This window comes from Borrelia hermsii DAH (assembly GCF_023035675.1).
GTDB classification, from domain to species: Bacteria; Spirochaetota; Spirochaetia; order Borreliales; family Borreliaceae; genus Borrelia; species Borrelia hermsii.
The window spans coordinates 228,277-251,030 of record NZ_CP073136.1 but is presented as its reverse complement, the minus strand read 5'-3'; the positions used below and the strand labels follow the sequence as shown (position 1 = coordinate 251,030).

Sequence of the window (22,754 nt, the reverse complement as noted above, 5' to 3'; positions counted from 1 at the left end):
AAGGCTATGGTTTTATTTTTGTGATGAAATTCACTACTGTATCAGTAAAGTCTGTAAATATACCATCTACTTTTGCTTTGTTGAATAATAAATCTAATAGTTCATCTGCATCTTTTACATATGAAGGCAATGCGTCAATTCTAAATGTGTAAGGATGAACCTCCATATTATGTTTATGTGCTAAACTTGTAAGATCTGTTATTTTGCCTTCAATTATAATTTGGGGTATCCAAGGTCCAATTCCATCAGAATATTTTGCAACTTCTGCCATACCTTCTTCTGATTTGATATATTCATAGTCTGTTGGTGCTTCATCCCAGTCATTCTCACCAACAAGCATTATTAATTTTCCTTGATATCCAAGTTCTTCCCTTATTCTCTTTAATTCGTCAAAATCGAATGTTTGAAGATAAATTTTGTCTTCTTTTGATTTATATCCGTATTTATTTAAAATTTCTATTACAATTTTAGATATGTCTTTACCTTGTTGTTTATGCCATAATGGTTTTTTAATCTCAGGATAAATTCCAACATTCCTACCTGTGCTTTTATTTAATCCTTGTATAAATTGTATTTCTTCTTCTAAAGTTGGAATTTTAAAATCATGTTCATTTAGGGGGAAACGGTTAGGATATATTGGGTTTCTGCTTGCCGGATCAAATCTTTCACTAAGGCTTAATGATTTAAGTTCATCTAGTGTGAAATCAACAGAATAATACCTTCCGTTTTCTCTAGCTCTTTCGGGAAATAGTTTTGCAACGTTTGTTGTTGTATCAAGTTCTGGATCGTGCATTATAACAGGAATATTATCCTTTGTTAAAACAATGTCTTGTTCTAGGTAGTCAGCTCCTAAGGCATAAGCGTATGCTTTAGCTTCTAAGGTATGTTCTGGAAGATATCCGCTGGCACCTCTGTGAGCTATAACTAATGGTGATTTTTGGTTTTGACTCATTTTTTCGCCCTGACAGGAAATTGTGAGAAAAATGTTAATTATAAATATTAATGATTTTGCTTTAATTGATTTCATTATTTAACCTCTCATACTTATGATTATTATATTATATAACATAATTTATTAACCTTTTATTTTTATATAATGCCTATTGTAATAATTACTATTGTAGTTTATTAGTGTCATTAATTTTTTTCTCTTTCTTTAATGTTAAACTCATAAATATTATTGCAAATATGCATGCAGTTATTAATAGATAGAAGTAGACGTCCCAATTAAAGTGTTGCAATACAATTCCTGTAATGGCACTAGCAGTAACAGAACCCCCTATGTATCCAAATAATCCTGTAAACCCTGCAGCAGTTCCTGCAGCTTTTTTTGGTGCAAGATCAAGAGCATGAAGACCAATAAGCATAACAGGGCCGTAGATTAGGAATCCTATTATTGCCAAGATAACAGTTGTGAGTGTTGGATTATTTTCTGGTAATTGCCAATATATAATTATTGCAATAAGAGTGGCGGTTATGAAAATTATTCCAGTCTCCGATCTTCTTCCTTTAAAAATTTTATCAGATATCCATCCGCAAGCTATTGTTCCAGGAATAGCTGAAAATTCATAAAGTGAATATGCCCATCCTGAGTTTTTTATGGAAAAGTGTTTTACTTGCAAGAGGTATGATGGTGCCCAATCTAGGACCCCGTATCTTACAAAATATATAAATGCATTAGCAATAGCTATATACCATAGCAGATTATTGTTAAGGACATATTTTACAAATATATCTTTTGTATTAAGTTCTTCTTCTGCCTTTTCTGTATAGTTATCAGGATAATCATTTTTATATTCTTCAATTGGTGGTAATCCTACAGATTGAGGTGTATCCCTTAGTGCAAGCAAAACAAATATTGCAATTCCTATTACTAGTCCTGTTGGTACATAAAGTATAGCTTGCCATTCCTTAAAATAAAACAGAGCCCAAGAGGATATTATTCCAGCTGCTCCCCCTCCTATATTGTGAGATAAATTCCATGTGGCAACAGTTAGTCCTCTTTCTTTTCTTGACCACCAGTGAACCATAGTTCGTCCACACGCAGGCCATCCCATGCCTTGAACCCATCCATTTACAAACATTAGAATGAACATTAATATTGCTGCAATTATGGTGCTTTCAATTGATTTCCACGGGAATAATCCAAATATAATGGTAATTATTGCTGTTAGAAATAGCCCTAGCGCTAAGAAATACCTGGGATTACTTCGATCTGAGACGTTTCCCATAATAAATTTAGAAAATCCATATGCAATTGAAACCCCAGATAAAATTGTTCCTAATTGCCCTTTGCTAAAACCGTCTTTTTCAAGAGCTGGCATAGCAAATGCAAAGATTTTTCTCGTTAAATAAAATCCAGCATATCCTATAAATATTGACATAAATATTTGAAATCTATATTTTTTATATAATGATTCTTCTAATTCTTTGTGTACTCTCTTTATATGAGGTGCTGGTTTTAGAAAATTGAATAATTTTTTCATAATTGAATACTCCATGTATTTACCAAATTTTAATTTTATATATTAAGTGTATAGCTTAAGAAATATTAGTCTTTGGATATTTGAAATATTAGTAATGGAAGTTATTAAATCCAAGCTTTTGCCCTCTTAATAGCTTTATTCCAATTATAGATTAAATCTTCTCTTTTACTTTTTTCCATTGAAGGTTCAAATATTTTATCTGATTTCCAAAGACTTGTAATCTCTTCAGCACTTTCCCAATATCCAACAGCAAGTCCTGCTAGATAGGCAGAACCAAGAGCGGTCGTTTCTGTGATTTTGGGCCTTACAACATTGCACTGTAAAATATCAGCTTGGAATTGCATAAGTAGATTATTTTTACTAGCTCCCCCATCAACTCTTAATTCCTTTATTTCAAATTCTTGAATAGAGTTTTGCATTTCGGTTAGTACATCAAAGCTTTGCAATGCAATGCTTTCAAGAGCCGCTCTTGTAATATGTTCTTTTGTTGAGCTTCTTGTAAGTCCAATAATCATTCCTCTGGCATAAGGATCCCAATGAGGTGTTCCAAGTCCTACAAATGCTGGCACGAAATAAATGCCCCCATTATTATCTACTGAGGCTGCTACTGCCTCTGCATCACCGCTTTTTCTAAATAGTTCTAGATTGTCTCTTAACCATTGAATTACAGCTCCCCCAATGAAAACACTTCCCTCAAAAACATAAGTTATTGAATTTTTTCTTCCCCATGCAATTGACGTTAAAATTTTTTGTTCATTTATGATGGGTTTTTTTCCTATGTTGACAGTGACAAAGCAGCCAGTTCCATAGGTATTTTTAGCCATTCCTTTTTGAAGACATGCTTGTCCAAATGTTGCTGCAAATTGATCCCCTGCAATTCCTGAAATAATGATTTCTGTTCCCAGTGCGGAAGCGTCGGTTTTGCCATACACCTCGGAACTTTGTTTAAGTTCAGGTAAAAGTGATTTTGGGATGTCTAATATTTGTAATAGATCACAGTCCCATTTAAGTGATTTAATGTTTAAAAGTAGAGTTCTTGATGCGTTAGAATAATCTGTAATATGTATTTTTCCTTTAGTAAGGTTCCATACTATCCAAGTATCTATTGTTCCGAAACATAGTTCCCCTTTTTCTGCTCGTTTTCTTGCTCCTGCAACATTGTCCAGTATCCATTTTATTTTTGTGCCGCTAAAGTAAGCATCTAATACAAGACCTGTTTTTTGTAAAAAAATTTTATCTTTTCCTTTTGATTTTAATTCATCACAAAGTTGTGCGGTTCTTCTGTCTTGCCAGACTATTGCGTTATAAATTGGATGTCCTGTGTTCCTATCCCAAATAATGGTCGTTTCTCTTTGATTTGTGATTCCAATTGCTTCAATATTATTGGGAAAAGTTCTTGCGTTTGCTAAAGCTTCTGCCATAACTCCTAGTAGAGAGCCCCATATTTCGTTTGGATCGTGCTCAACCCAACTTGGATGTGGATAAATTTGTTTAAATTCCTTTTTTGCAAATCCTTTTATGTTTGCATTCTTATCGAATATTACCGCTCTTGAACTAGTTGTGCCTTGGTCAAGAGATAGAATATATTTCATAGTAGTTGCCCTTCCTTAGCATTATTTCAATAACCAAATAATCAATGTTATTTGGATTATATTAAAATTCTTTAAGATTATTTTTGTCTTCTAAGGTAAATTCATAAACTATAGCACCTAAAATAGCGCCAATTATTGGGCCTAATATAGGAATGATGAATACAGTCATGTCATCAAAACCGTGATTTTTAAAACCAGCCAGTAGTAGTAATATTCTTGGCCCCAAATCCCTTGCTGGGTTAATAGCATAACCATTCATTCCTCCAAAGCTTATTCCAATGGCTAGAACTATTGCTCCAATAATGAAGGGGAAAAATGGGTTTTGAGTCTCTTCCTTGACAAACTTTCCAACAACTAGAACTAAAAACATCAATAAAAATGTTCCAAATATTTGGTCAATAAATCCAGGCCAAAAACCAGAGACAGCGGGAAAAGTTGACATGATGCCTTGGGTAATTTCAAATGTAGGATCTATTTCTATCCATTTAGGGTAGAATACAATTAGTGTCATTAGAGCTCCAGAAAATGCCCCAAGTATTTGTGCTAAAATGTAGTGGAAAAGCTTTGACGTTGGAAATTTGCCAATACTAGCAAGTCCAATGCTAAGGGCAGGATTTAAATGTGCACCACTAATTTTTGCAGCTGTATAAACCCCAAATGTTACACCTAGGCCCCAACCAAGTACTATATTTGTATAGCCCCCCTTTATTATTTCTCCAGCTACAGCAGGATTTGATGGGAATAGGGTTGTCATTGCTATAGAACCTGTTCCAAGTGCTAGCAAAATAAATGTGCCTAAAAATTCTGCAATAAATTCTTTAAATCGTATATAAATCATTCTTTAACCTCCTTAATATTACATAAGATCTAATTTGAAATTAACTTTCTAAAATATTTATCGTCCTTTAAAAATATTATGTTTCTGTAATAAGCTATCTGTTCATTACAGAAACGATGTTTTCAGTCTTATACAGTGTTTTTATAATTTTTCATTTTCCCTCATATGTTCAATTCGTTAAATTATTGCCAAATACAAGCACTTCATTTAAGTCTTTTCATGCTGACTAGATGCTACTTTTTCATTTGATATTTTAATATCCATTATTTAAAATTTATAGAATTTGATATAAAAGCATTGATATACTCTTTATATTTTTTTCGTAGCATAGGTTTTATCCATTAATACATCTTTTGCTGTCAAGAGGTTAAGATGATGGCATATAAGTTTTGGCCAATTATAATCGTAGCCTCTTTGGTTGTTTAGGATTTTATGACTTATGTTATATAAATTAAACCTTTTGATTAATGCTTTAATTTCATTGATAAATCTTTTTAGGATGAAAAACTTTTTACGACTTGCCTTTATAAATTTATTGATTGTTTTTTTTATGAATTTTTTAATTATTCTGTTAGACAATGTTATTCTGGTATTTAAATCGATTAATTCAAATTTCTCATTCATTCAATATTCCCCTAAACTGAGCATTAAAGTAGATGGAATTGTCTCTTATATTAGAGATTTTATTTTTTATTTCAATTAATGTCAATGATTTAAAAATTCTGAATTCAATAATATTGAGTTTAGTTTTTTAAACTTTTTTGTTACTTGATATTTCTTAATAATTTATGTTTTTATGTGTTTAAATGATGTTGTTTTTAGCTACTATTAAATATTAGTTAGAGATTTTGGAGGCAATTTTGGTGATTGTAATTGAGGGTTTAATTGGGGCAGGGAAAACTACGCTTGGGCATGTTTTGTCTAAAGAGTTTAATATTCCTTTTTACAGTGAATTAAATAATGAATTTACATTGTTTATGTTAGATAAGTTTTATAAGGATAAGTCCAGATGGGCTTTTTCAGTTCAGATTAATTTTTTAAATGAAAGGTTTAAGCTTATAAAGGCTATATTTAAGACTAAGGGAGGGATACTTGACAGATCTATTTATGGTGATCGTGTCTTTGCTTCTCTTTTAAATGAGAGTGGATATATTTCCAATGCTGAATGTAGGATATATTTTGATTTGCTTGATAATATGCTGGAGCATTCTCAAAGACCCGTATTGATGATTTATCTTGATTGTAGCGTTGATGAGGCTGAGCGTCGCATTAAGAATAGAAATAGAAGCTTTGAAACGGGTATTCCTAGAGAGTATCTTGAAGGCCTTAATGAGAAATATTTAAGTTGGTATGATAGTTATAATTTATCGCCTAAATTGAAATTTGATTATGATAGCATGGATATTTTTGATGATGAACACAAAAGCAAGCTTATTGCTTTTATTAAAGAGAAACTTGTAATATAATTACTTATGAATTATTTATAGTTTGATTTTTGTTTTTTAATAATGACTAGATTTTTAGTGGAGGTTAGCATGAGAAAATTGGTGTTATTGTTTTTGCCGTTTGCTTTTATAAGTTTATTTGCAGAAAATAGTTCTTTAGTTGATGATAGACAAAAAGAACTTGCTATTTTTTATTATGAAGTTGGACAGAGATACATTGATGTTGGAAAAATTAAGAAGGGAAAAATTTTTCAAAAGAAGGCTTTAGAAATTTATCCAAAATTGAAGGAAGAAGTTAATCTTAAAGCTGCTGTAGAGGAAATTGATTCTAAGATTAGATTGGAGGGTGAGGTTAACTTTCTTGCATTTGATGATGTTAAACTTGATGATATTCCAGGGATAACTCACGATAAAATTGAAATTAGTGAGATGACAAATTCTCCTAAGATAGAATATATTGCAGATAGGGAAAGAGAGAAGCATAAAGAACAAGCAGTGAAATTTCAATTTAGCAAATTTGTAAGAGCTCTTCTTTTCCAGGATTTAAGTTTACTTAATTCTGTTATGGCTAATGAGGTTAAAGTTTTGGGAAAAGTTGAACCTAGAGCTGATTTTATTTCAAAGTTAGAGATTGTTTCAAATGATGTTGATAAGGACGATATGAGTTATCTTGCAGCTGATGATTTTTATGATCTCAAATCTTTAAATGTTATAAAAAATACGGATGTTTCTTATAGCATTAAAGTTAAGACTAAGAAAAATGATTTTACTAAAAATATTCCATTTTGGAGAGATGTTCAGACTTTATGTTTTGCAAATCAGGATGATAAATGGGTACTCTTTTCAATAAAATAGAATCTTAGTGTCATAATTACAACTGCTATTGCCAGAGCATATATAAATAAGTCTCCAATGTGTTCATAGATTGTTGTGAATCTTGGAGGCAATTTTATTTTTGATATTAGATATCCTTTTTTAAAGGTTTCTAGACTTTGAACATTTTCTCCATATTCATTTATTACAGCAGTTATTCCGGAATTTGTAGCTCTAACAGTTTTAATTCCATTTTCTATGCTTCTAAATTTTGCTACTACGAAGTGTTGCCACTCTGATGAGTCTGTATGTGACCAAGAATCATTTGAAAAGTTTAATAATAGGTTTGCGTTTTGTTTTTTATAGCTTCTTGCAAGATCTGGAAATGCATCGTCATAGCATATTAGGAAGCCCAAATTGAATTTTTTGAGCTTAAAGATTTCAAGCTTATTTCCGTTAATTTGTCCTATAAGTTTAAAGTTTTGACGGAAAAAATCTCTTACAAATTTATATTCATAAAATGGTACTTTTTCTGAAAATGGAACTAAGAATATTTTAGAATATATATTTTCTATCTTAAGATTAGGGTTTATTGCATAGACTGAATTTTGATATGTGAATGAGCTTTTATCTGTTCTTGAAGGTGAACCAATGACAAAGTAGGCTTTGCTGTTTATTATTAGTTCATTTATTGAATCATATAGCCCAATCAATTCTTCATCATAGTAAATATAATCTTTGTAAGAATTAAATGGTAAAGTTAATACTCCTTCGCTCCAGAGTACAAGTTCTGTATCTGGGTGTTTTCTTAATGCTTGTTTTGTAAGTTTAATAGATGTTTTAATTCCTTCTTTATGATTTCCAGGTAGCCAAGGATCGATATTAAGTTGGATTGCTGCAATTTTTAGAGTATCTATTTCTTTGCTTAAGATTGGATTTAATGCTTGTTTTTTCATGATACCGTAAGTGAAAGATGTACTTACTAATAGAATGGAGAATAATAGGCTTAATGTGTTTGTTTTGCTTTGTTTTATGAAAAAATTTGCAATTCCTGCATTAAAAAAGTAAACGATGAAGCATACAAAAAAGACCCCAAAAATGTCAGCTACCTGTATGAGATCATTAAAGTTATTTACCATAAAGGCTGAAAATCCCCAAGGATATGCTGCAAATCCAATTGATTTTGAGTAATCATAAAATGTGAAGAGTATGGCTAAGGTCAATGTTTTATTCTTAAAAGTTTTGAGTGAATAGTATAGCAAGTATCCTAAAACTAAAGCGTAAGGAATATATCCACATACTGCTCCTAGGAATGTGATTAGTCCAAATGAATGAAAAAATGCAAGCCAAAAATTTTGTAGGCTATTAGCTATTAAAAAGTAAAAGATTGTTAAACTGATGAGAGTTTTTTTATTCTTTATTTGAATTAATGCGATGAAAAGTGGTATGTATGCAACTAGACCAATGCTTGAATATCCTATGTTTTTGATTTCATTTGGGATTGCCAGAGTTGTAAGCATGCCTGAAAATGCGGCTAGGCAGAAATATCTTATTTTCATTTTTCCTCTTTTTTATTAATATTTATTCATAAAAATATATTGCATATTAAATGGTACAGATATTAATATGCGATATTGCATAGTATAATATATATAATATGTTTTGTATAACAATACCAAATTTGTATAGTATTTGCTTAAGTATAAAGAAAATGGTTTTAATATTGAATGTAGTTGCTTTATTTTTTGGAAGCGCATTTGTTTTAAATTCTCAAGGTATAGTGACCAACAAAGATGCTCAAGAAGAATTCAAATGGGCACTTAATTCTTATAATAATGGGCTTTATGATGATGCTTTATTATCTTTTAAGAGAGTTTTAAGTTTTGATCCAAGCAATCTCGATTATCATTTTTGGATAGGTAATGTTTATTATAGGTTGGGATATGTTGAGGAAGCTTTGATGGAATGGCGAAATTTGCAATCCCAAGGATACAAGGCAGCTTATTTTAGACAGTTAATATCCATAATTGAACAAAGAAGAGGTATATCATTGCATAATGAACTTGATGTTGAAAGATTGGTCCAAGTCGCTTCTCTTAATAATTCTATTTACAAACGGCCAAATGGATATCAGATTACGTCTTTGAAAGCTGATCAATATGGCGGATATTATGCTGTTAATTTTGTAGGAAATGAAATATTACATTTTGATGCTAATAATAATGTTAATGTTTTGATTAAGGATGGAATTACTTCTCTAAAGTCACCTTATGATGTTATTGAACTTGGTGAACTATTATATGTGACACTTTATGCAAATGATGAGATTGGCATATATGATAAAACTTTTGGTATTAAAAGGGGCTCAATTGGGAAGAAGGGTACTGAGGCTGGTAAATTGCTCGCCCCTCAGTATATGACAGTTGATGAGAGAGATTATATTTATGTTAGCGAATGGGGCAATAAGCGAATAAGTAAATTTGATGCTAAAGGCAATTTTATTTTGCATTTTGGTATTAAAACAGTTGGATATATGGGGCTTTTAGGTCCAACAGGTGTTACATATTTAAATGGGAATATTTATGTTGCTGATGCTCCTAGGAATTCCATTGAGGTTTTTGATACTAGTGGTAATCATTTGTATTCTATTCCAACTTCTCTTGAGGGAATAGAAGGCCTTAGTAGTGATGTTACGGGTAATAGTATTATTATATCTTCAAAGTATGGTGTTTATAAGTACAGCGTGTTAAGAAAAACGTTTGTTAAGCTTTTAAAAGCAGATAAGATTGATTCTAAAATTTCGTCTTCAATTATTGATGTTAATAATCAAATAATTGTTTCAGACTTTGATAATGCTCAGATTTCGATTTATAAAAGTGATGTTAGTGTTTATGATAGCCTAAATGTTGATGTGCGTCGAGTAATTAAGGCTGGGGGTCCTAAGATTTATGTTGAACTTAATGTTAGTAGTAGGAATGGCTTGCCAGTTATAGGCCTAAAGAGTGAAAATTTTGCAATTGCCAATGAAGAGTATTACATTGTTAATCCTAAAATTGCTTATGATATTAATACTTCTAATGATATGAATATTGCAATTGTTTTTGATAAATCTTTTGCTATGAAAAATTATGAGTCAGAACAGATTATGAGTGTAAATACTCTTATAAAGTCTAGAGCGAACAAGAAGTTTAGTTTTATAAATGCAACAAGCGTGCCTTTAGTAGATAATATTGAGAGCTTGGTAAGTACTATTCATAAGACAAATTCTCTTGGAACTTATGATTTAAATTATGTAAAGACTGATGTTAGTCTTAAACTTGCAGGTTCTGAGCTTATGTCAAAGAGTGCAAGAAGGGCTGTACTTTATTTTAGTAACGGAGATTTAAGTCGTTCTGCTTTTAATAGATATTCTATAGATACTATTTTAAGTTATTATAAGAATAATGATATTAGATTTTATTTAATATTATTTGGCAATAATCCTGTTGAGACTAAATTACAGTATTTAGTAAATGAAACTGGTGGTGCAATTATTCCTTTTTCATCTTATGAGGGAGTATCTAGGGTTTATGATTTAATGATGAGACAAAAAACAGGAACTTATTTGCTTGAGTATGATTATCCAGGTCTCCAAGAACCTAATGGATATTACAATCTGTCTGTTGAGGTAAATTTTAATCAGCAGATAGGTAGGGGTGAATTTGCATATTTGGTTAATTAGATTTTAATTTATGGAGTTTTATTTATGTCACTTAATGTGGGAATAGTGGGGCTACCTAATGTTGGTAAATCTACTTTGTTTTCGTCCTTGACAGCATCAAAATCAGAGATTGCTAATTATCCTTTTTGTACTATTGATCCAAATATAGGTATAGTAGAAATACCTGATTTTAGGCTTTCAGAAATTGCTAGTTTGGTTATGTCAAAAAAAACTGTTCCTGCTGTAATGGAATTTGTCGATATTGCAGGGCTTGTGAAGGGAGCTTCTAGGGGAGAGGGACTTGGTAATAAATTTTTGGCCAATATTCGTGAGGTTTCTATTATTGTGCATGTTATTAGATGTTTTGAAGATAGAGAAGTTATCCATGTTGATGGAGATGTAAATCCGCAAAGAGATATAAGCACAATTAATACAGAGTTATGTCTTGCAGATCTTGATACTGTACAAAAAAGCATTTTAAAGAATGAAAAAAATGTAAAGAGCGTTGATAAAAAGGTTAGTGAGAATGCAAAAATAATTGTTTCAATGCTTAAGAGACTTGAGAAGCATTTGATGAATGTTAGGCCGGCAATTGAATTTGAGTTCGATGAATTTGGGCATAATTTTATCAAATCTTTAAATCTTTTGACTATTAAAAAGGTTATATATGTTTGTAATGTTGATGAGAGTTCTCTTTGTGGTAATAAATATACAGATACTGTAAGGGATATAGCTTTAAGTGAGGGTAATAATTATTTAATTTTGTGTGCTAAGCTTGAAGCAGAACTTGCTGAGATTAAGGACTTGAATGATCGAAAAGAGTTGCTTGAGTCTATGGGAATAAAGGATAGCGGTCTTAGTAATTTAATACGAACAACTTATTATGCTTTGGGCTTGAGAACCTATTTTACAGCGGGAGAGCAGGAAGTTAGAGCTTGGACTTTTATTGATGGAATGAAAGCCCCAGAAGCCGCAGGTATTATTCACAGTGATTTTCAGAGAGGTTTTATTAAGGCGGAAGTGTATTCATTTGATGACTTGGTTGAATTTCAGGGCGTTCAGGGCGTAAAGGAGAAAGGGCGCCTTAGGCTTGAGGGGAGAGATTACTTGGTAAGAGATGGTGATATAATTTTCTTTAAATTTAATGTTTAAATACAACATTAATATGAATGGGTTATTTTTTTATAAAATCAGATTAATTTTTATTTTTTTTCTTAATATAAGCTTTTCTATATTGTATGTGTTGTTATATAGAAATATCTTTGGGACTTTTATTCTTTTTTTAATGTTGGTAAGTCTTTTTGTAATGGTTTCTTGTTTAAGATATTTTTATGAGATTGATTGCAAAGAGAATAAAATTTTTTATAAAAAATTTTATTCCGGGATTAATTTTGATTTCAATGATATCGTATGGATTGAAAAGAGATTGTTAGATAGTATGTTAATTTTAAGTTTAAATAGTGGAGTTAAAATAAAAATTTGTTATTTAAGAAAAAAATATTTAAGTGATTTCTTTAGGAAACTTAAAAGCATTAGGAGTGATTTATTTATTGCAAAGACCCAGGAGTTTCCAATAAGGTATTATATTTCAGGTGTTTATTTGTTGATGTTTTTATTTCGAGTCTTGATTAGTATTTTTGTTTTTTATATTTCATTTAGTAGTATAGTAATATTTTTGCTTATTTTACTTATAGGTGTTAAGGTTTTAATAGATGATATTTTAGTGATTAAAGATTTAGTTATTTTTTATGAATTTAGAAAGGATTCTGTTTATGAGAGAAAAATCTTTTCGCATAAAGAATACTTTTATAAATTCTTTGATAATGTATTTGTTCATTATTCTGAGCTTGGTAGGGATGATTATTTGTCTTTTTTTTATAAACATGAAGAGGCTCTTAAAAAGGTATATATTAATAATGAGGGAATGTCTTATTCGATGCAAAAAGTGTTTTCTTATATTGATAAATATTATAATAAGTGTGCTTGATGTATGATTGACTATATTGTAATTAGTTGGTATATTTACTTATCATGTTTGCTGCATTAAGGAGTTTAATTTGGGCAATAATCCATCAGCATTAAAGCGGGCTCGACAAAATTTGAAGCGAAATCTGAGAAATGTAAGCGTTAAGAGTGAATTAAAAACAATAGAAAAGCGTTGTATGAGTCTTATAAGAGAAGGGAAGAAAGAGGAAGCTTTGGAATTTTTTAAATTTGTTTCAAAAAAGTTAGATACCGCTGCTAGGAAAAGAATAATTCATAGGAATAAAGCTGCGCGTAAAAAATCAAATTTGAGTATTTTGTTATTACGATAAGGAACTAGTTTATGTCTTTTTCAAGAAGACCCAAAGTTACTAAATCAGATATTGTTGACCAAATATCTTTAAATATTAAAAATAGTAATGAAAGATTAGAGAAAAAATATATAAGACTTGTAGTTGATGCTTTTTTTGAAGAACTTAAGAATAGTCTTTGTCTTAATAATATTATAGAGTTTAGATCTTTTGGCACATTTGAACTTAGGAAAAGAAAAGGTCGCCAAAATGCTCGTAATCCTCAAACAGGCGAGTATGTTAACGTTGATGATCATCATGTTGCTTATTTTCGTCCAGGAAAAGATTTAAAAGAACGAGTATGGAGCATTAAGGGATAGTTAATGCCTGTTAATGTTAAAGATTCTTACAAATGGGATTGTAAGTTGGATGCAAGCTTAATTTTCAGAGGAAAGTTAAGGTTTGAGGGTGCTTTATATCTTGATTCTTCTTTTGAGGGTGATATTTTTTCAAAAAGTGGAATACTTTTTATAGGTAAAAATAGTAAAGTTATTACAGATGTGGTAATTTGTGATACTTTAGTAATTGAGGGGATTTTAAAGGGAAATGTTAATGCTAGCAATAAGGTTTATTTAAATAGTGGTTGTAAGATATATGGCGATGTTAAGACAAAAAAGATATTTATTAATGATAATATAGTCTTTGATGGTAAGTGTGAAATGATTAAATCTAATGAAAGCATAGATTTATTTTCTTTTACAGTTTCACAACTAAAAGATACTTTTCAATGAATTAGTGTATATGTTTATTTATTATTTAATGGTTAAATATTGTTTTTAATAAAATGCCCTTCTTAAAAATTTATCTCATAGAGGAGATTATGGATAAAAAATATGAGGAATTTGATTTAGAGGATGAAATGAAGCGTTTAAATTCTTCTAAGGAATTAAAAATTGATGATAATGCTAAGAAAAAAATAGTTAAAGTTGTAACTAAAAAAGAATCTGTTTCTAGTGGATTTAAAAACCCTGATATTGATAGATCAAGGGAATCTAATGGAGCCTCATCAGATTTTGATTATGATATATCTGATCCAGATTTAGAGAGCAGCATTAAGACTCTTGAGCAGAGCAACATTATTAATTTTTTAGGTGGTAAGGACTTTATAGTTATTGATAGTCTTTATGATAAACCAATTACCGAGATCAGAAAAGTTGTTGAGGGGCTTGGCACTAATCACACTATTGCGGTAACAATGAAGAAGACAGAATTAATATTTTTGCTTGTTAAGATATTAACTGAGCATAATATTAATGTTTTATTTACTGGTGTTCTTGATGTTTTAAGTGATGGATATGGCTTTTTACGTACAGCATCTAATTCTTATCTTTCAGGAGGTAATGATGTTTATGTTTCGCCGTCTCAGATTAGACTTTTTAATTTAAGGACAGGAGATATTTTATATGGGCAGATTAGGTCTCCAAGAGATGGCGAGAGATTTTTTGCAATGATTAAGATTAAAAGTATTAATGACCAGGATCCTACATTTGCACAAAATAGAATACCTTTTGATAATTTAACACCTTTATATCCTAGTTCAAAGTTGAATCTTGAATATGAAAATTGTAATATTTCTACGAGGCTTATTAATCTTTTCTCGCCTATTGGAAAAGGACAAAGAGCATTAATAGTATCACCTCCAAAAGCCGGGAAGACTACTTTACTTCAAAAGATAGCCAATGCAATTACTACTAATTATCCAGACATCGTTTTAATGATTTTGCTCATTGATGAGAGACCTGAAGAGGTTACTGATATGATTCGGGGTGTTAAGGGTGAAGTAATTGCATCAAATTTTGATGAGCAAGCTAGTAGACACGTTCAGGTTGCAGAGATGGTTATTGAAAAGGCAAAAAGACTTGTTGAGAATAAAAAAGATGTCGTTATTCTTTTAGATTCTATTACAAGACTTGCAAGAGCTTATAATCAGACTATGCCAACTTCTGGCAAGATACTCTCAGGAGGAGTTGATTCTAATGCTTTACATAAACCAAAAAGATTTTTTGGTTCTGCTAGAAATATCGAGGAAGGCGGAAGTCTTACTATTATAGCTACAGCTTTAGTTGATACTGGGAGCAAGATGGATGAAGTTATATTTGAGGAATTTAAGAGTACTGGTAACATGGAGTTAATTCTTGATAGAAGTTTGGCAGATAGAAGACTTTTCCCTGCTATTAATATTAAAAAATCAGGAACAAGAAAAGAAGAATTACTCTTGAGTGAAGAGGAACGTTCTAAAATTTTGCTTATTAGGAAAATTTTAAGCAGTGTTGATGATTATGAGGGCGTTGAAGCTTTGGTTGAAAAGATGAAAAAGAGTAAAAACAATGAAATCTTCCTAAAGACCATGAGTAATGGGGATTAGTGAAATTGACTTTGTGTAAAATTTAGACTAAACTTTGATTAAATTAAGAGAGGCTTTATGAAAAAAGATATACATCCTGTTAGTAATTTAGTGGTATTTAAAGATGGTGCTAATGGCACGATGTTTTTAACTAGATCTACTTTAACTTCAAGAGAGACAATTAAGTATAGTGATAATAAAGAGTATCCATTAATCACTGTTGAGATTACAAGTAAATCACATCCCTTCTATACAGGCCAACAAAAATTTGTGGATGCAGCAGGTAGAATTGATAAATTTAACAAAAAGTATAAAAAACTTAAATAGTTTTTTTATGCTTTGTTTTCTTATATTGTTAATATATTTTTTTTAGTCTGTATTTTTTTCCAATTAATGCTTCTAATTTTTCTTTCTCATCTTCGTAAGTTGCATTGCTTACAAGAGATGTGAGGCTACTCTTTTGTTTTAATTGGTGTAATACTTGTTCGGATATATTTTTAATATCTGTGCTTGTTATTTTAAAGTAAGCATTTCTTATGTCTTGTCTTAGCTGATCACTAATGTTTAGCATTTTTCTCTTATAACTTTCTAATATTTCTATGGATTTGGTTTTCACATTTGTACTAAGACCAATGACTCCTACTAAGTATGTATAAAGCTCTTCATTTTTGATTTCATTATTAGCCAATTCTTCTAATGATGCTTCAAAAGCTTGATATGTCTTTACAAAGTTCGGATCTCTATATGATGTAAAAGAAAATATTCCGTTTGTAATGGATGCAAATGCGCCATATGCTCCACCCAAGACTCTTATTTTTTCCCACAAGATTCCACTTTTTAATATATGTGTTAGGAAATTTATTTTTGGATAATTTTCATCTGTTATTGCATAGCTTACAAAGCTCATTGAGTTAAAAGATATTTTTGATGGGATAATGATTATTTCTTTTAAGGTATTACTTGATGGTTGTATTGTAAGCGGGTTATTTATGTCAGTCTTTTCACTTAAACTTTCTCTTAATGTAAATAATTCGCTTTCTAATCTTTTAATGACATCGTTGGTATTACCTATGAGCAGTGATGAGAGATTATCTTTAAAAATTATTTTGTTTTTTAGATTTTCTAAATTACATGCAAGTTCTTTTAAAGATTCTATGTCTATTTTGATTTTCTGCCAGTATTCTCTTCCTGTAATGCCAAATTGAAGTTCCCGTAGATATTTGCTTTGACTTAATTTTGATTCTGATCTTGTTGTTGCGAAGATATGTCCTTTGGGAATTAATATTGATTTGAAATCATTTTTTAGACTTAAGACTACCTCTTTTAATCTGTCGTAATCATGAAAATTTATGTTGGTTAAAATTTCTTTAATTAATATAAATGATTCTTGAATTTTATTGTTAAATGATTTAAAAGTTATGTTAAACAAATTTATCATGTTTCCTTGAATATCTTCTTCATAACTTTCATATATGTTTAGTTGCCCCAAAATATTTTGGATTTTATTATTTAAGTCTACATAGGAGTAATTTTGGCTAGAGAGATCTTGAATCGCTCTTTTTAACAAAGAGAGATGCATAAAATCTTCTTTTTGCAACAAATCTAATTTAAAAAATAAATGCACACTGAAGATGTTATTATTTTTCTTAAGTTCGAATGTATGTGCTTTAAGTTCAGGAGTTTCATTAAGATTTAAACTTTTTTCAACTTCTTTTGGCAAATCCTCTATTTTTAGCATGGGAAGTTTAGCAATGCCGGATTTGAGATCGCTCTTTTTTTGATAGTCTTTAAATTGATTATAATCTTTAGTAAATTCGGCAAGTTTTTTTGGATTTTTCTTAATATCAATTTCTCTATCCATTAATTTTTTTTCTATTTTTTCTTCCATCTCCTTAAGGATTTTATCTGATGGATTGAAATGGATTAGGGTATAATGATTATTATTGAGTAGATATTTTTCTATTAGATTTTCAAAGTAAGGTTCCCCTCTTTCTAGTTTATTTTTAATCTCATCCAGATGATAATTAATTTTTAAAGTTTCAGTTGGATGCATGCCATGTATCCAACCTTTAAAACTTTTGATCATTAAGGAAATAGGCCAACCTTGTCCTTTTTCTTCTCTTAATGCAAATTCATAACCAAAGAGAATACCTTGTATGAGTTCTTTTGGAATTTTTACTTTAACAAGATTTTTAAGTTCATTAAAAACCATATTTTTAAATTTTTCTATTTTTCCTGGAAGTACGTTTTGCAATCCGAATGAAAATACGCATTCTTTTATGTCAGTGTTGATACCACTAACATCAGCTATTACATCACCAATTTCACTCTTTAGCATGTTTATAGTGAATTGACATGAGCTGTCTAGGAGAATTTCTGATAAAATTTCGAGTCCGATATTTTCTTTAATATTTTCAATATCAGTACATAACCAATTTATTACGTATACTCCGAGTGTATTTTCAGTTTCTTTTGGGATATCAAAACTTAATGTCTTACCCTGCTTCCATCTTGCAGTTTTATCTATGTTATAATTAATATTTAATTTTTCCTTTGTGTAAGGTCTAATTATATATTTTTCAATAAAATTGAGATTTTTATTAGTTTCAATATTGCCAAATAAAAATATTTTACAGTTTTCTAGTGTATAGTGTTTGTTATAAAATTCAATAAATTCTTCGTATGTAAGGTCAATGATATTGATAGGATTGCCCCCGGAGTCGTACTTATAAGTGCCCTCACAAAAGAGAGAATTGGTGGCAATTTCATTAATTAAAGAATTTTTGTTGGAATAATTACCCTTCATTTCATTTAGAACAATGCCAGATAGTTTAAAGTTATTTGGGTTTATATTATAACCTTCCTGCATGAAAGCTTCTTTTTTAAGCAATGGATTAAAAACAGCATCGGCATATATTTTGAATAAGTTAAAATAATCTTTTTGGATTGTAGATGCTGCTGGATAGAGAGTTTTATCTGGAAATGTCATTGCATTTAAAAAGGTGTTTAGGCTTCCTTTCATCAAATAAAGAAAAGGATCTTTTATTCTGTATTTGTTTGAACCGCAAAAAATCGTGTGCTCTAAAATATGAGCGACTCCAGTATTATTTAGGGGAATAGTCTTGAATGCTATTCCAAAGGCATTTTCTTTAAATGAGCTGCTTTTTAATTCAAATATTTCTAATCCGCTCTCATGTTGAAAATAGCATCCTTCAGCATCATATTCTTCTAAGTAAGTTTTTGAAATTAAACTGAAAAATTTTTTTTTCTTCATTTATGCTTTATTTTATCCTTGTTTTATGTATTTTTTTACTTCCTCTTCATTAAATTCAAACATGTTTTCGGTATTCTTTGTATCGTCTAAATTAAATACATAAAGTGGGAATTTTATTATGATTTTTTTATTTTCGAAATAAATCACTGCTTGCTGCAAATCAAATAATAATTTATTTGGATATGTTTTTTCAATTTGTTCTTTGATTCTTTGAGTAAAGTATGGAAATGCTTCTTCTGTGTTAATGATTTCGTCTATGTTGTAAATATAATCCCCATGATTGCTAATATAATAGCTTCTATGGTTTGTGATAGATGTATCATTGATTACTTGAGTGGCACTTACTATGATTGTATAAATATCATATCCATGGTAGATTTCATAGTCTATGTTTAAAGTTGGTTTTTTAGAATCTTGTTTAGTGTTTTGAGTTGCACTTTCTAGGTTTGTGACTATTTCATTTGCATAACTTTCAATTTCATCATTGAATGTTTTTATGCTATTGTTTTCTGTTCTACCATCTGTTACTTTAGGTATTCTAATTTTGTATTTGAAGAATTCGTTTTCTTCTTCTGCTAAAATTGATTGAATTATTATTTCATCTTTTTCGTTATATAGTGTGTCAATGTCATTAAAGCTTATCTTTTTTGTTTTTTTTGTACATCCTATAAAGATTACCAGTAATGATATTAAAATAAATATTTTTTGAGCCGTTGATGATTTTACCATAAAGACAATTTTTCTCCGTATATTAAGTTTATACTATTATTAGTATCAAATATTATATAATATTTCTTATACTAATTAATATAATTTATTTTTCATTTTGTTTGACTTTAATTTATTTTTAGTTAAATCGATTTTTGGGAGTTCTGTGATGCTTGATTTGAAGTTTATAAGAGATAATTTAGAGCTTATTCAGAAAAATATTAAAGATAGAGGGTTAAAGTTAAATCTTGATCTGTTAATTTCTTTTGATGATGAGCGCAGAAAACTTGTTACTAAGATAGGCGAGTTGAATGCGGCAAGGAATGAAAACGCTAATGCTATGAAAGAAAAAATGGATGATTCTCGTAGGAATTATTTAATAGAGACTGGCAAGGCTTTAAAGTCCGAAATAGCAGTTTTGGAAGAGAAATTGAATTATATAGCATCTAGACTTTTAATTGAGCATAAGCAAATTCCAAATATTGCTGCTCCTGATGTTCCTGTTGGTGAGGGTGAAGATGGGAATGTTGTGTTAAAGTTATCAGGAAATATTCCAAAATTTGATTTTAAACCAAAGGATCACTTAGCCATTGGAATTGATTTGGATCTTTTTGATTTTGAAAGGGCAGGTGAGGTTAGCGGTAATAAGTTTTATTATCTTAAAAATGAAGCCGTTTTCTTAGAGCTTGCATTGATTAATTTTGCTTTAAATAAACTTAAACTCAAGGGTTTTGATTTATTTATCACACCTGATGTTGCAAGGGAATTTATAGTTGATGGGATTGGATTTAATCCCCGTGGCACTGAGAGTAATATTTATAAAATTGAAGATACAGATAAATATCTTGTTGGTACAGCTGAGATTACTCTTGGCGGATATTATTATAATACTATATTGGATCTTAAGTCCCCGCTAAGAATGGCAGGACTTTCTCATTGCTTCCGCAAAGAGGCTGGAGCAGCTGGGCAATTTTCTAAGGGACTTTATAGAGTGCATCAGTTTAGTAAGGTTGAAATGTTTTGTCTTTGCAAAAGTGAAGACTCTGATCGTATTCACAATGAGTTTTTAGCATTAGAGGAAGAGATTTTTACCGAACTTGAGATTCCATATAGAGTTTTAAATGTGTGCTCTTTTGATCTTGGAGCACCAGCTTATAAGAAATATGATATTGAAGCTTGGATGCCGGGTAGGGGAGATAATGGCGAGTATGGGGAGGTTACTTCAACCTCAAATTGTACAGATTATCAGTCAAGGCGCCTTAAGATTAGATATAAGGATGATGGCCAGAGTAAATTTGTACATATGATAAATGGAACAGCAATAGCTTCAACAAGAACTATTATTGCTATACTTGAGAACTTTCAGGATGAAAGAGGCGGAGTTAGAATACCTAAGAATTTGGTTAAATATACAGGTTTTGATTATATATCCCCTAAGAATTAGATTTTAAAGTATCTTCTCTTAAGTGTTCAATTGCACTTAAGAGTATTTCGTGATTTTTAAGATTTTTAGGAAAAGGTGCACTTAAAGTTTGTCTAAATTTACAAGCATTTTCTTTGGCAAATACTATGCTCATTATGTGTTTTAGTATAGTGCTAATTGAAAGGCATTCATCGTACTCTTTGATATATTCTACCATTTTTAATAATATTTCTTCTCTTGTTGGAATTTTTTCCTTTTCTTCTAGGAATTCTCTTGAAATTTTTGCAATTAAATATGGATCCTTTGCTACAGCTCTTCCAATCATGACGGAATCTACATAAGATAGATGTGTTTTTATGTGATCGCTACTCTTAATTCCTCCATTTACTTCAATAAATATATTTTTATGTTCTTGTTTCAATCGATATACAAAGTCATGTCTAAGTTTTGGGATATTTTGATTATCTTTAGGAGAGTATCCATTTAATATGGCTATTCGTGCATGAACAGTAAAATTTTTTATTTCATATTCCATAATTTTTTCTACGAATTGTTGCAGTTCTGTGTAGTTTTCTTCATGATATTCTCTTTTATTATTTCTTATACCTATTCTGTGTTTGATTGAGACAGGTTTATTTGTATTTTTTTTCATGGCTTTCAAGATTTTGCCTACTTGGGTTGGGGTTTGCATTAGACAGGCCCCATAGTTTGCGTTTTGGACCTTAGATGATGGGCAGCCAACGTTAAGATTATATTCATCAAAATTAAATTTATTTTCAAGAATTTCTATAGCTTTTGCAGCATCATTCTCACAGCTTGTTGCTATTTGAATTGCAATTGGAGAATCAGTGGGAGTTTGTTTTACAACTTTATTTAAATTGCCCATGATAATTGATTTTGCAGAAATCATTGGAGTGTATAAAGTGACTTTTTTTGATAATAATCTTATCATATATCTAAAGTGTTCATCGGTAATTGCTACCATTGGTGCTACCGATATTTTTCGGTTTATTAACATAGCATAATATGCTAAAATAAATTGTTTAATTTGACAATATTATAATTTTTTAAAAAAAATTTATAAAAACCGGGAGGTAAGGATTTATTTTGGTAAAAAGGTTATTAATTTTATTATCGTCTTTAGTTTTTGTGGTAGCATCAGTTATCATATCTAGTGGCATAAAGAATATTGGAATTAAAAATGGAAATTATGTTACTGTTAAGGGCTTGAGTGAAAAAGAGGTGCTCTCAACTTCTGCAAGTTGGAATTTGCAGTATGAGTTGGGTGGGAATACTGTAGATGAGATTAATAAGTTAAATAATGCAAATTTTTTGACGATAAAGAATTTTTTTGTTAGCTATGGGTTTCATGAAGATGATATAACTATGAGAGGTATGGATTTTAATATTTCAAATCATCGTAATGCTCTTTATAAGTATAATGCGTATGTATCCTTAGGTGTTTATACTAAAGATGTTGATAAAATGGAGCAGGCAAGCAAAAACATTATTGAACTTTACAATAAAGGGGTACTCTTTAGTGGTAATGATGGACCAAGTTATTATTTTGACAAGATCAATGAGGTTAAACCTGAAATGCTAGCAGATTCTGTTAAAAATGCATTGTGGGCAGCTTTGGAGTTTGCACAAAATTCAGGTGCTGTTTTGGGAAAAATTAAGACTGCAAATCAAGGATACTTTGAGTTTCTTCCATCTGATAGAAGTTCAGCAAGACATGAGCGTTATTCAAAGAAGATATTAAGGGTAGTTACAACAGTTTCTTATTATTTAGATTAAA

General features: G+C 30.3%; 21 protein-coding genes. 12 read left to right on the top strand and 9 right to left on the bottom strand.

Going from position 1 to position 22,754, the window contains the following annotated elements; genetic code table 11:
- Positions 1 to 4 precede the first annotated feature (4 nt).
- The 5 genes from glpQ to bhDAH_RS01180 form a co-directional block, all read right to left on the bottom strand.
- A complete protein-coding gene (gene glpQ, locus bhDAH_RS01200) occupies positions 5 to 1,027 on the bottom strand; it encodes a glycerophosphodiester phosphodiesterase (protein ID WP_012422015.1) in 1,023 nt (340 codons plus the stop codon).
- Positions 1,028 to 1,115: 88 nt separating this feature from the next.
- The gene (gene glpT, locus bhDAH_RS01195) at positions 1,116 to 2,486 is read right to left on the bottom strand and encodes a glycerol-3-phosphate transporter (protein WP_043924409.1); all 1,371 of its coding nucleotides are present in this window, start codon (positions 2,484 to 2,486) and stop codon (positions 1,116 to 1,118) included.
- A gap of 104 nt (positions 2,487 to 2,590) precedes the next feature.
- A complete protein-coding gene (gene glpK / locus bhDAH_RS01190; protein WP_012422013.1) occupies positions 2,591 to 4,078 on the bottom strand; it encodes a glycerol kinase GlpK in 1,488 nt (495 codons plus the stop codon).
- A gap of 61 nt (positions 4,079 to 4,139) precedes the next feature.
- Positions 4,140 to 4,916: an MIP/aquaporin family protein gene (locus bhDAH_RS01185; protein ID WP_012422012.1), complete on the bottom strand. Its 777-nt coding sequence runs from the start codon at positions 4,914 to 4,916 to the stop codon at positions 4,140 to 4,142.
- 309 nt (positions 4,917 to 5,225) lie between these two features.
- Positions 5,226 to 5,540, bottom strand: coding sequence for a hypothetical protein (locus tag bhDAH_RS01180; protein WP_043924408.1), 315 nt, complete (start codon positions 5,538 to 5,540; stop codon positions 5,226 to 5,228).
- A 239-nt stretch (positions 5,541 to 5,779) separates the two neighbouring features.
- On the opposite strand from bhDAH_RS01180, the gene bhDAH_RS01175 reads away from it, so the two are divergent.
- Positions 5,780 to 6,382: a deoxynucleoside kinase gene (locus tag bhDAH_RS01175; protein WP_038443602.1), complete on the top strand. Its 603-nt coding sequence runs from the start codon at positions 5,780 to 5,782 to the stop codon at positions 6,380 to 6,382.
- A gap of 69 nt (positions 6,383 to 6,451) precedes the next feature.
- Positions 6,452 to 7,216 (top strand): hypothetical protein, encoded by a 765-nt coding sequence (locus tag bhDAH_RS01170; protein ID WP_043924407.1) that lies wholly within the window; start codon positions 6,452 to 6,454, stop codon positions 7,214 to 7,216.
- On the opposite strand, the gene lnt is transcribed toward bhDAH_RS01170, so the two are convergent.
- Positions 7,180 to 8,733, bottom strand: a complete 1,554-nt coding sequence (lnt, locus tag bhDAH_RS01165; protein ID WP_012422009.1) for an apolipoprotein N-acyltransferase — start codon at positions 8,731 to 8,733, stop codon at positions 7,180 to 7,182. The genes bhDAH_RS01170 and lnt overlap by 37 nt on opposite strands.
- A 152-nt stretch (positions 8,734 to 8,885) precedes the next feature.
- Here lnt and bhDAH_RS01160 point away from each other — a divergent pair, with 152 nt between their 5' ends.
- From bhDAH_RS01160 to bhDAH_RS01125, 8 genes are all read left to right on the top strand, one after another.
- A complete protein-coding gene (locus bhDAH_RS01160) occupies positions 8,886 to 10,895 on the top strand; it encodes a tetratricopeptide repeat protein (protein WP_411431477.1) in 2,010 nt (669 codons plus the stop codon).
- A gap of 24 nt (positions 10,896 to 10,919) precedes the next feature.
- Complete coding sequence (gene ychF / locus bhDAH_RS01155) at positions 10,920 to 12,026, top strand: redox-regulated ATPase YchF (protein WP_012422007.1); 1,107 nt, start codon at positions 10,920 to 10,922, stop codon at positions 12,024 to 12,026.
- Positions 12,027 to 12,039: 13 nt separating this feature from the next.
- Positions 12,040 to 12,861, top strand: coding sequence for a hypothetical protein (locus bhDAH_RS01150; RefSeq protein WP_043924518.1), 822 nt, complete (start codon positions 12,040 to 12,042; stop codon positions 12,859 to 12,861).
- Positions 12,862 to 12,931: 70 nt separating this feature from the next.
- Positions 12,932 to 13,189: a 30S ribosomal protein S20 gene (gene rpsT, locus bhDAH_RS01145; RefSeq protein ID WP_012422005.1), complete on the top strand. Its 258-nt coding sequence runs from the start codon at positions 12,932 to 12,934 to the stop codon at positions 13,187 to 13,189.
- Between the two features lie 11 nt (positions 13,190 to 13,200).
- Positions 13,201 to 13,527 (top strand): HU family DNA-binding protein, encoded by a 327-nt coding sequence (locus bhDAH_RS01140; RefSeq protein ID WP_012422004.1) that lies wholly within the window; start codon positions 13,201 to 13,203, stop codon positions 13,525 to 13,527.
- 3 nt (positions 13,528 to 13,530) lie between these two features.
- Positions 13,531 to 13,938 (top strand): bactofilin family protein, encoded by a 408-nt coding sequence (locus tag bhDAH_RS01135; protein ID WP_012422003.1) that lies wholly within the window; start codon positions 13,531 to 13,533, stop codon positions 13,936 to 13,938.
- 89 nt (positions 13,939 to 14,027) lie between these two features.
- Positions 14,028 to 15,572 (top strand): transcription termination factor Rho, encoded by a 1,545-nt coding sequence (rho, locus tag bhDAH_RS01130; protein WP_043924406.1) that lies wholly within the window; start codon positions 14,028 to 14,030, stop codon positions 15,570 to 15,572.
- Positions 15,573 to 15,629: 57 nt separating this feature from the next.
- On the top strand, positions 15,630 to 15,878 hold the full coding sequence (locus bhDAH_RS01125; protein WP_012422001.1) for a type B 50S ribosomal protein L31: 249 nt from the start codon (positions 15,630 to 15,632) through the stop codon (positions 15,876 to 15,878).
- 28 nt (positions 15,879 to 15,906) lie between these two features.
- Here bhDAH_RS01125 and bhDAH_RS01120 read toward each other — a convergent pair whose 3' ends face one another.
- Together bhDAH_RS01120 and bhDAH_RS01115 are read right to left on the bottom strand one after the other, a co-directional pair.
- Entirely contained in the window at positions 15,907 to 18,825 is a 2,919-nt protein-coding gene (locus tag bhDAH_RS01120; protein WP_012422000.1) for an insulinase family protein, read from the bottom strand.
- A 12-nt stretch (positions 18,826 to 18,837) separates the two neighbouring features.
- Complete coding sequence (locus bhDAH_RS01115; RefSeq protein ID WP_012421999.1) at positions 18,838 to 19,554, bottom strand: hypothetical protein; 717 nt, start codon at positions 19,552 to 19,554, stop codon at positions 18,838 to 18,840.
- Positions 19,555 to 19,702: 148 nt separating this feature from the next.
- On the opposite strand from bhDAH_RS01115, the gene serS reads away from it, so the two are divergent.
- Positions 19,703 to 20,977 (top strand): serine--tRNA ligase, encoded by a 1,275-nt coding sequence (serS, locus tag bhDAH_RS01110; RefSeq protein WP_043924405.1) that lies wholly within the window; start codon positions 19,703 to 19,705, stop codon positions 20,975 to 20,977.
- Here serS and dusA read toward each other — a convergent pair.
- Positions 20,967 to 21,974 (bottom strand): tRNA dihydrouridine(20/20a) synthase DusA, encoded by a 1,008-nt coding sequence (dusA, locus tag bhDAH_RS01105; RefSeq protein WP_012421997.1) that lies wholly within the window; start codon positions 21,972 to 21,974, stop codon positions 20,967 to 20,969. The two genes, serS and dusA, sit on opposite strands and share 11 nt — an antisense overlap.
- Positions 21,975 to 22,060: 86 nt before the next feature.
- On the opposite strand from dusA, the gene bhDAH_RS01100 reads away from it, so the two are divergent.
- Positions 22,061 to 22,753 (top strand): SIMPL domain-containing protein, encoded by a 693-nt coding sequence (locus bhDAH_RS01100; RefSeq protein WP_043924404.1) that lies wholly within the window; start codon positions 22,061 to 22,063, stop codon positions 22,751 to 22,753.
- Position 22,754 lies beyond the last annotated feature (1 nt).

Coding starts and splice junctions, on each gene's coding strand:
- bhDAH_RS01135 (WP_012422003.1), top strand. CDS start 13,531: ATGCCTGTTAATGTTAAAGATTCTTACAAATGGGATTGTAAGTTGGAT.
- bhDAH_RS01185 (WP_012422012.1), bottom strand. CDS start 4,916: ATGATTTATATACGATTTAAAGAATTTATTGCAGAATTTTTAGGCACA.
- ychF (WP_012422007.1), top strand. CDS start 10,920: ATGTCACTTAATGTGGGAATAGTGGGGCTACCTAATGTTGGTAAATCT.
- bhDAH_RS01120 (WP_012422000.1), bottom strand. CDS start 18,825: ATGAAGAAAAAAAAATTTTTCAGTTTAATTTCAAAAACTTACTTAGAA.
- bhDAH_RS01170 (WP_043924407.1), top strand. CDS start 6,452: ATGAGAAAATTGGTGTTATTGTTTTTGCCGTTTGCTTTTATAAGTTTA.
- bhDAH_RS01140 (WP_012422004.1), top strand. CDS start 13,201: ATGTCTTTTTCAAGAAGACCCAAAGTTACTAAATCAGATATTGTTGAC.
- bhDAH_RS01125 (WP_012422001.1), top strand. CDS start 15,630: ATGAAAAAAGATATACATCCTGTTAGTAATTTAGTGGTATTTAAAGAT.
- bhDAH_RS01160 (WP_411431477.1), top strand. CDS start 8,886: ATGGTTTTAATATTGAATGTAGTTGCTTTATTTTTTGGAAGCGCATTT.
- bhDAH_RS01115 (WP_012421999.1), bottom strand. CDS start 19,554: ATGGTAAAATCATCAACGGCTCAAAAAATATTTATTTTAATATCATTA.
- glpT (WP_043924409.1), bottom strand. CDS start 2,486: ATGAAAAAATTATTCAATTTTCTAAAACCAGCACCTCATATAAAGAGA.
- lnt (WP_012422009.1), bottom strand. CDS start 8,733: ATGAAAATAAGATATTTCTGCCTAGCCGCATTTTCAGGCATGCTTACA.
- bhDAH_RS01150 (WP_043924518.1), top strand. CDS start 12,040: ATGAATGGGTTATTTTTTTATAAAATCAGATTAATTTTTATTTTTTTT.
- dusA (WP_012421997.1), bottom strand. CDS start 21,974: ATGTTAATAAACCGAAAAATATCGGTAGCACCAATGGTAGCAATTACC.
- serS (WP_043924405.1), top strand. CDS start 19,703: ATGCTTGATTTGAAGTTTATAAGAGATAATTTAGAGCTTATTCAGAAA.
- bhDAH_RS01180 (WP_043924408.1), bottom strand. CDS start 5,540: ATGAATGAGAAATTTGAATTAATCGATTTAAATACCAGAATAACATTG.
- glpK (WP_012422013.1), bottom strand. CDS start 4,078: ATGAAATATATTCTATCTCTTGACCAAGGCACAACTAGTTCAAGAGCG.
- rho (WP_043924406.1), top strand. CDS start 14,028: ATGGATAAAAAATATGAGGAATTTGATTTAGAGGATGAAATGAAGCGT.
- glpQ (WP_012422015.1), bottom strand. CDS start 1,027: ATGAAATCAATTAAAGCAAAATCATTAATATTTATAATTAACATTTTT.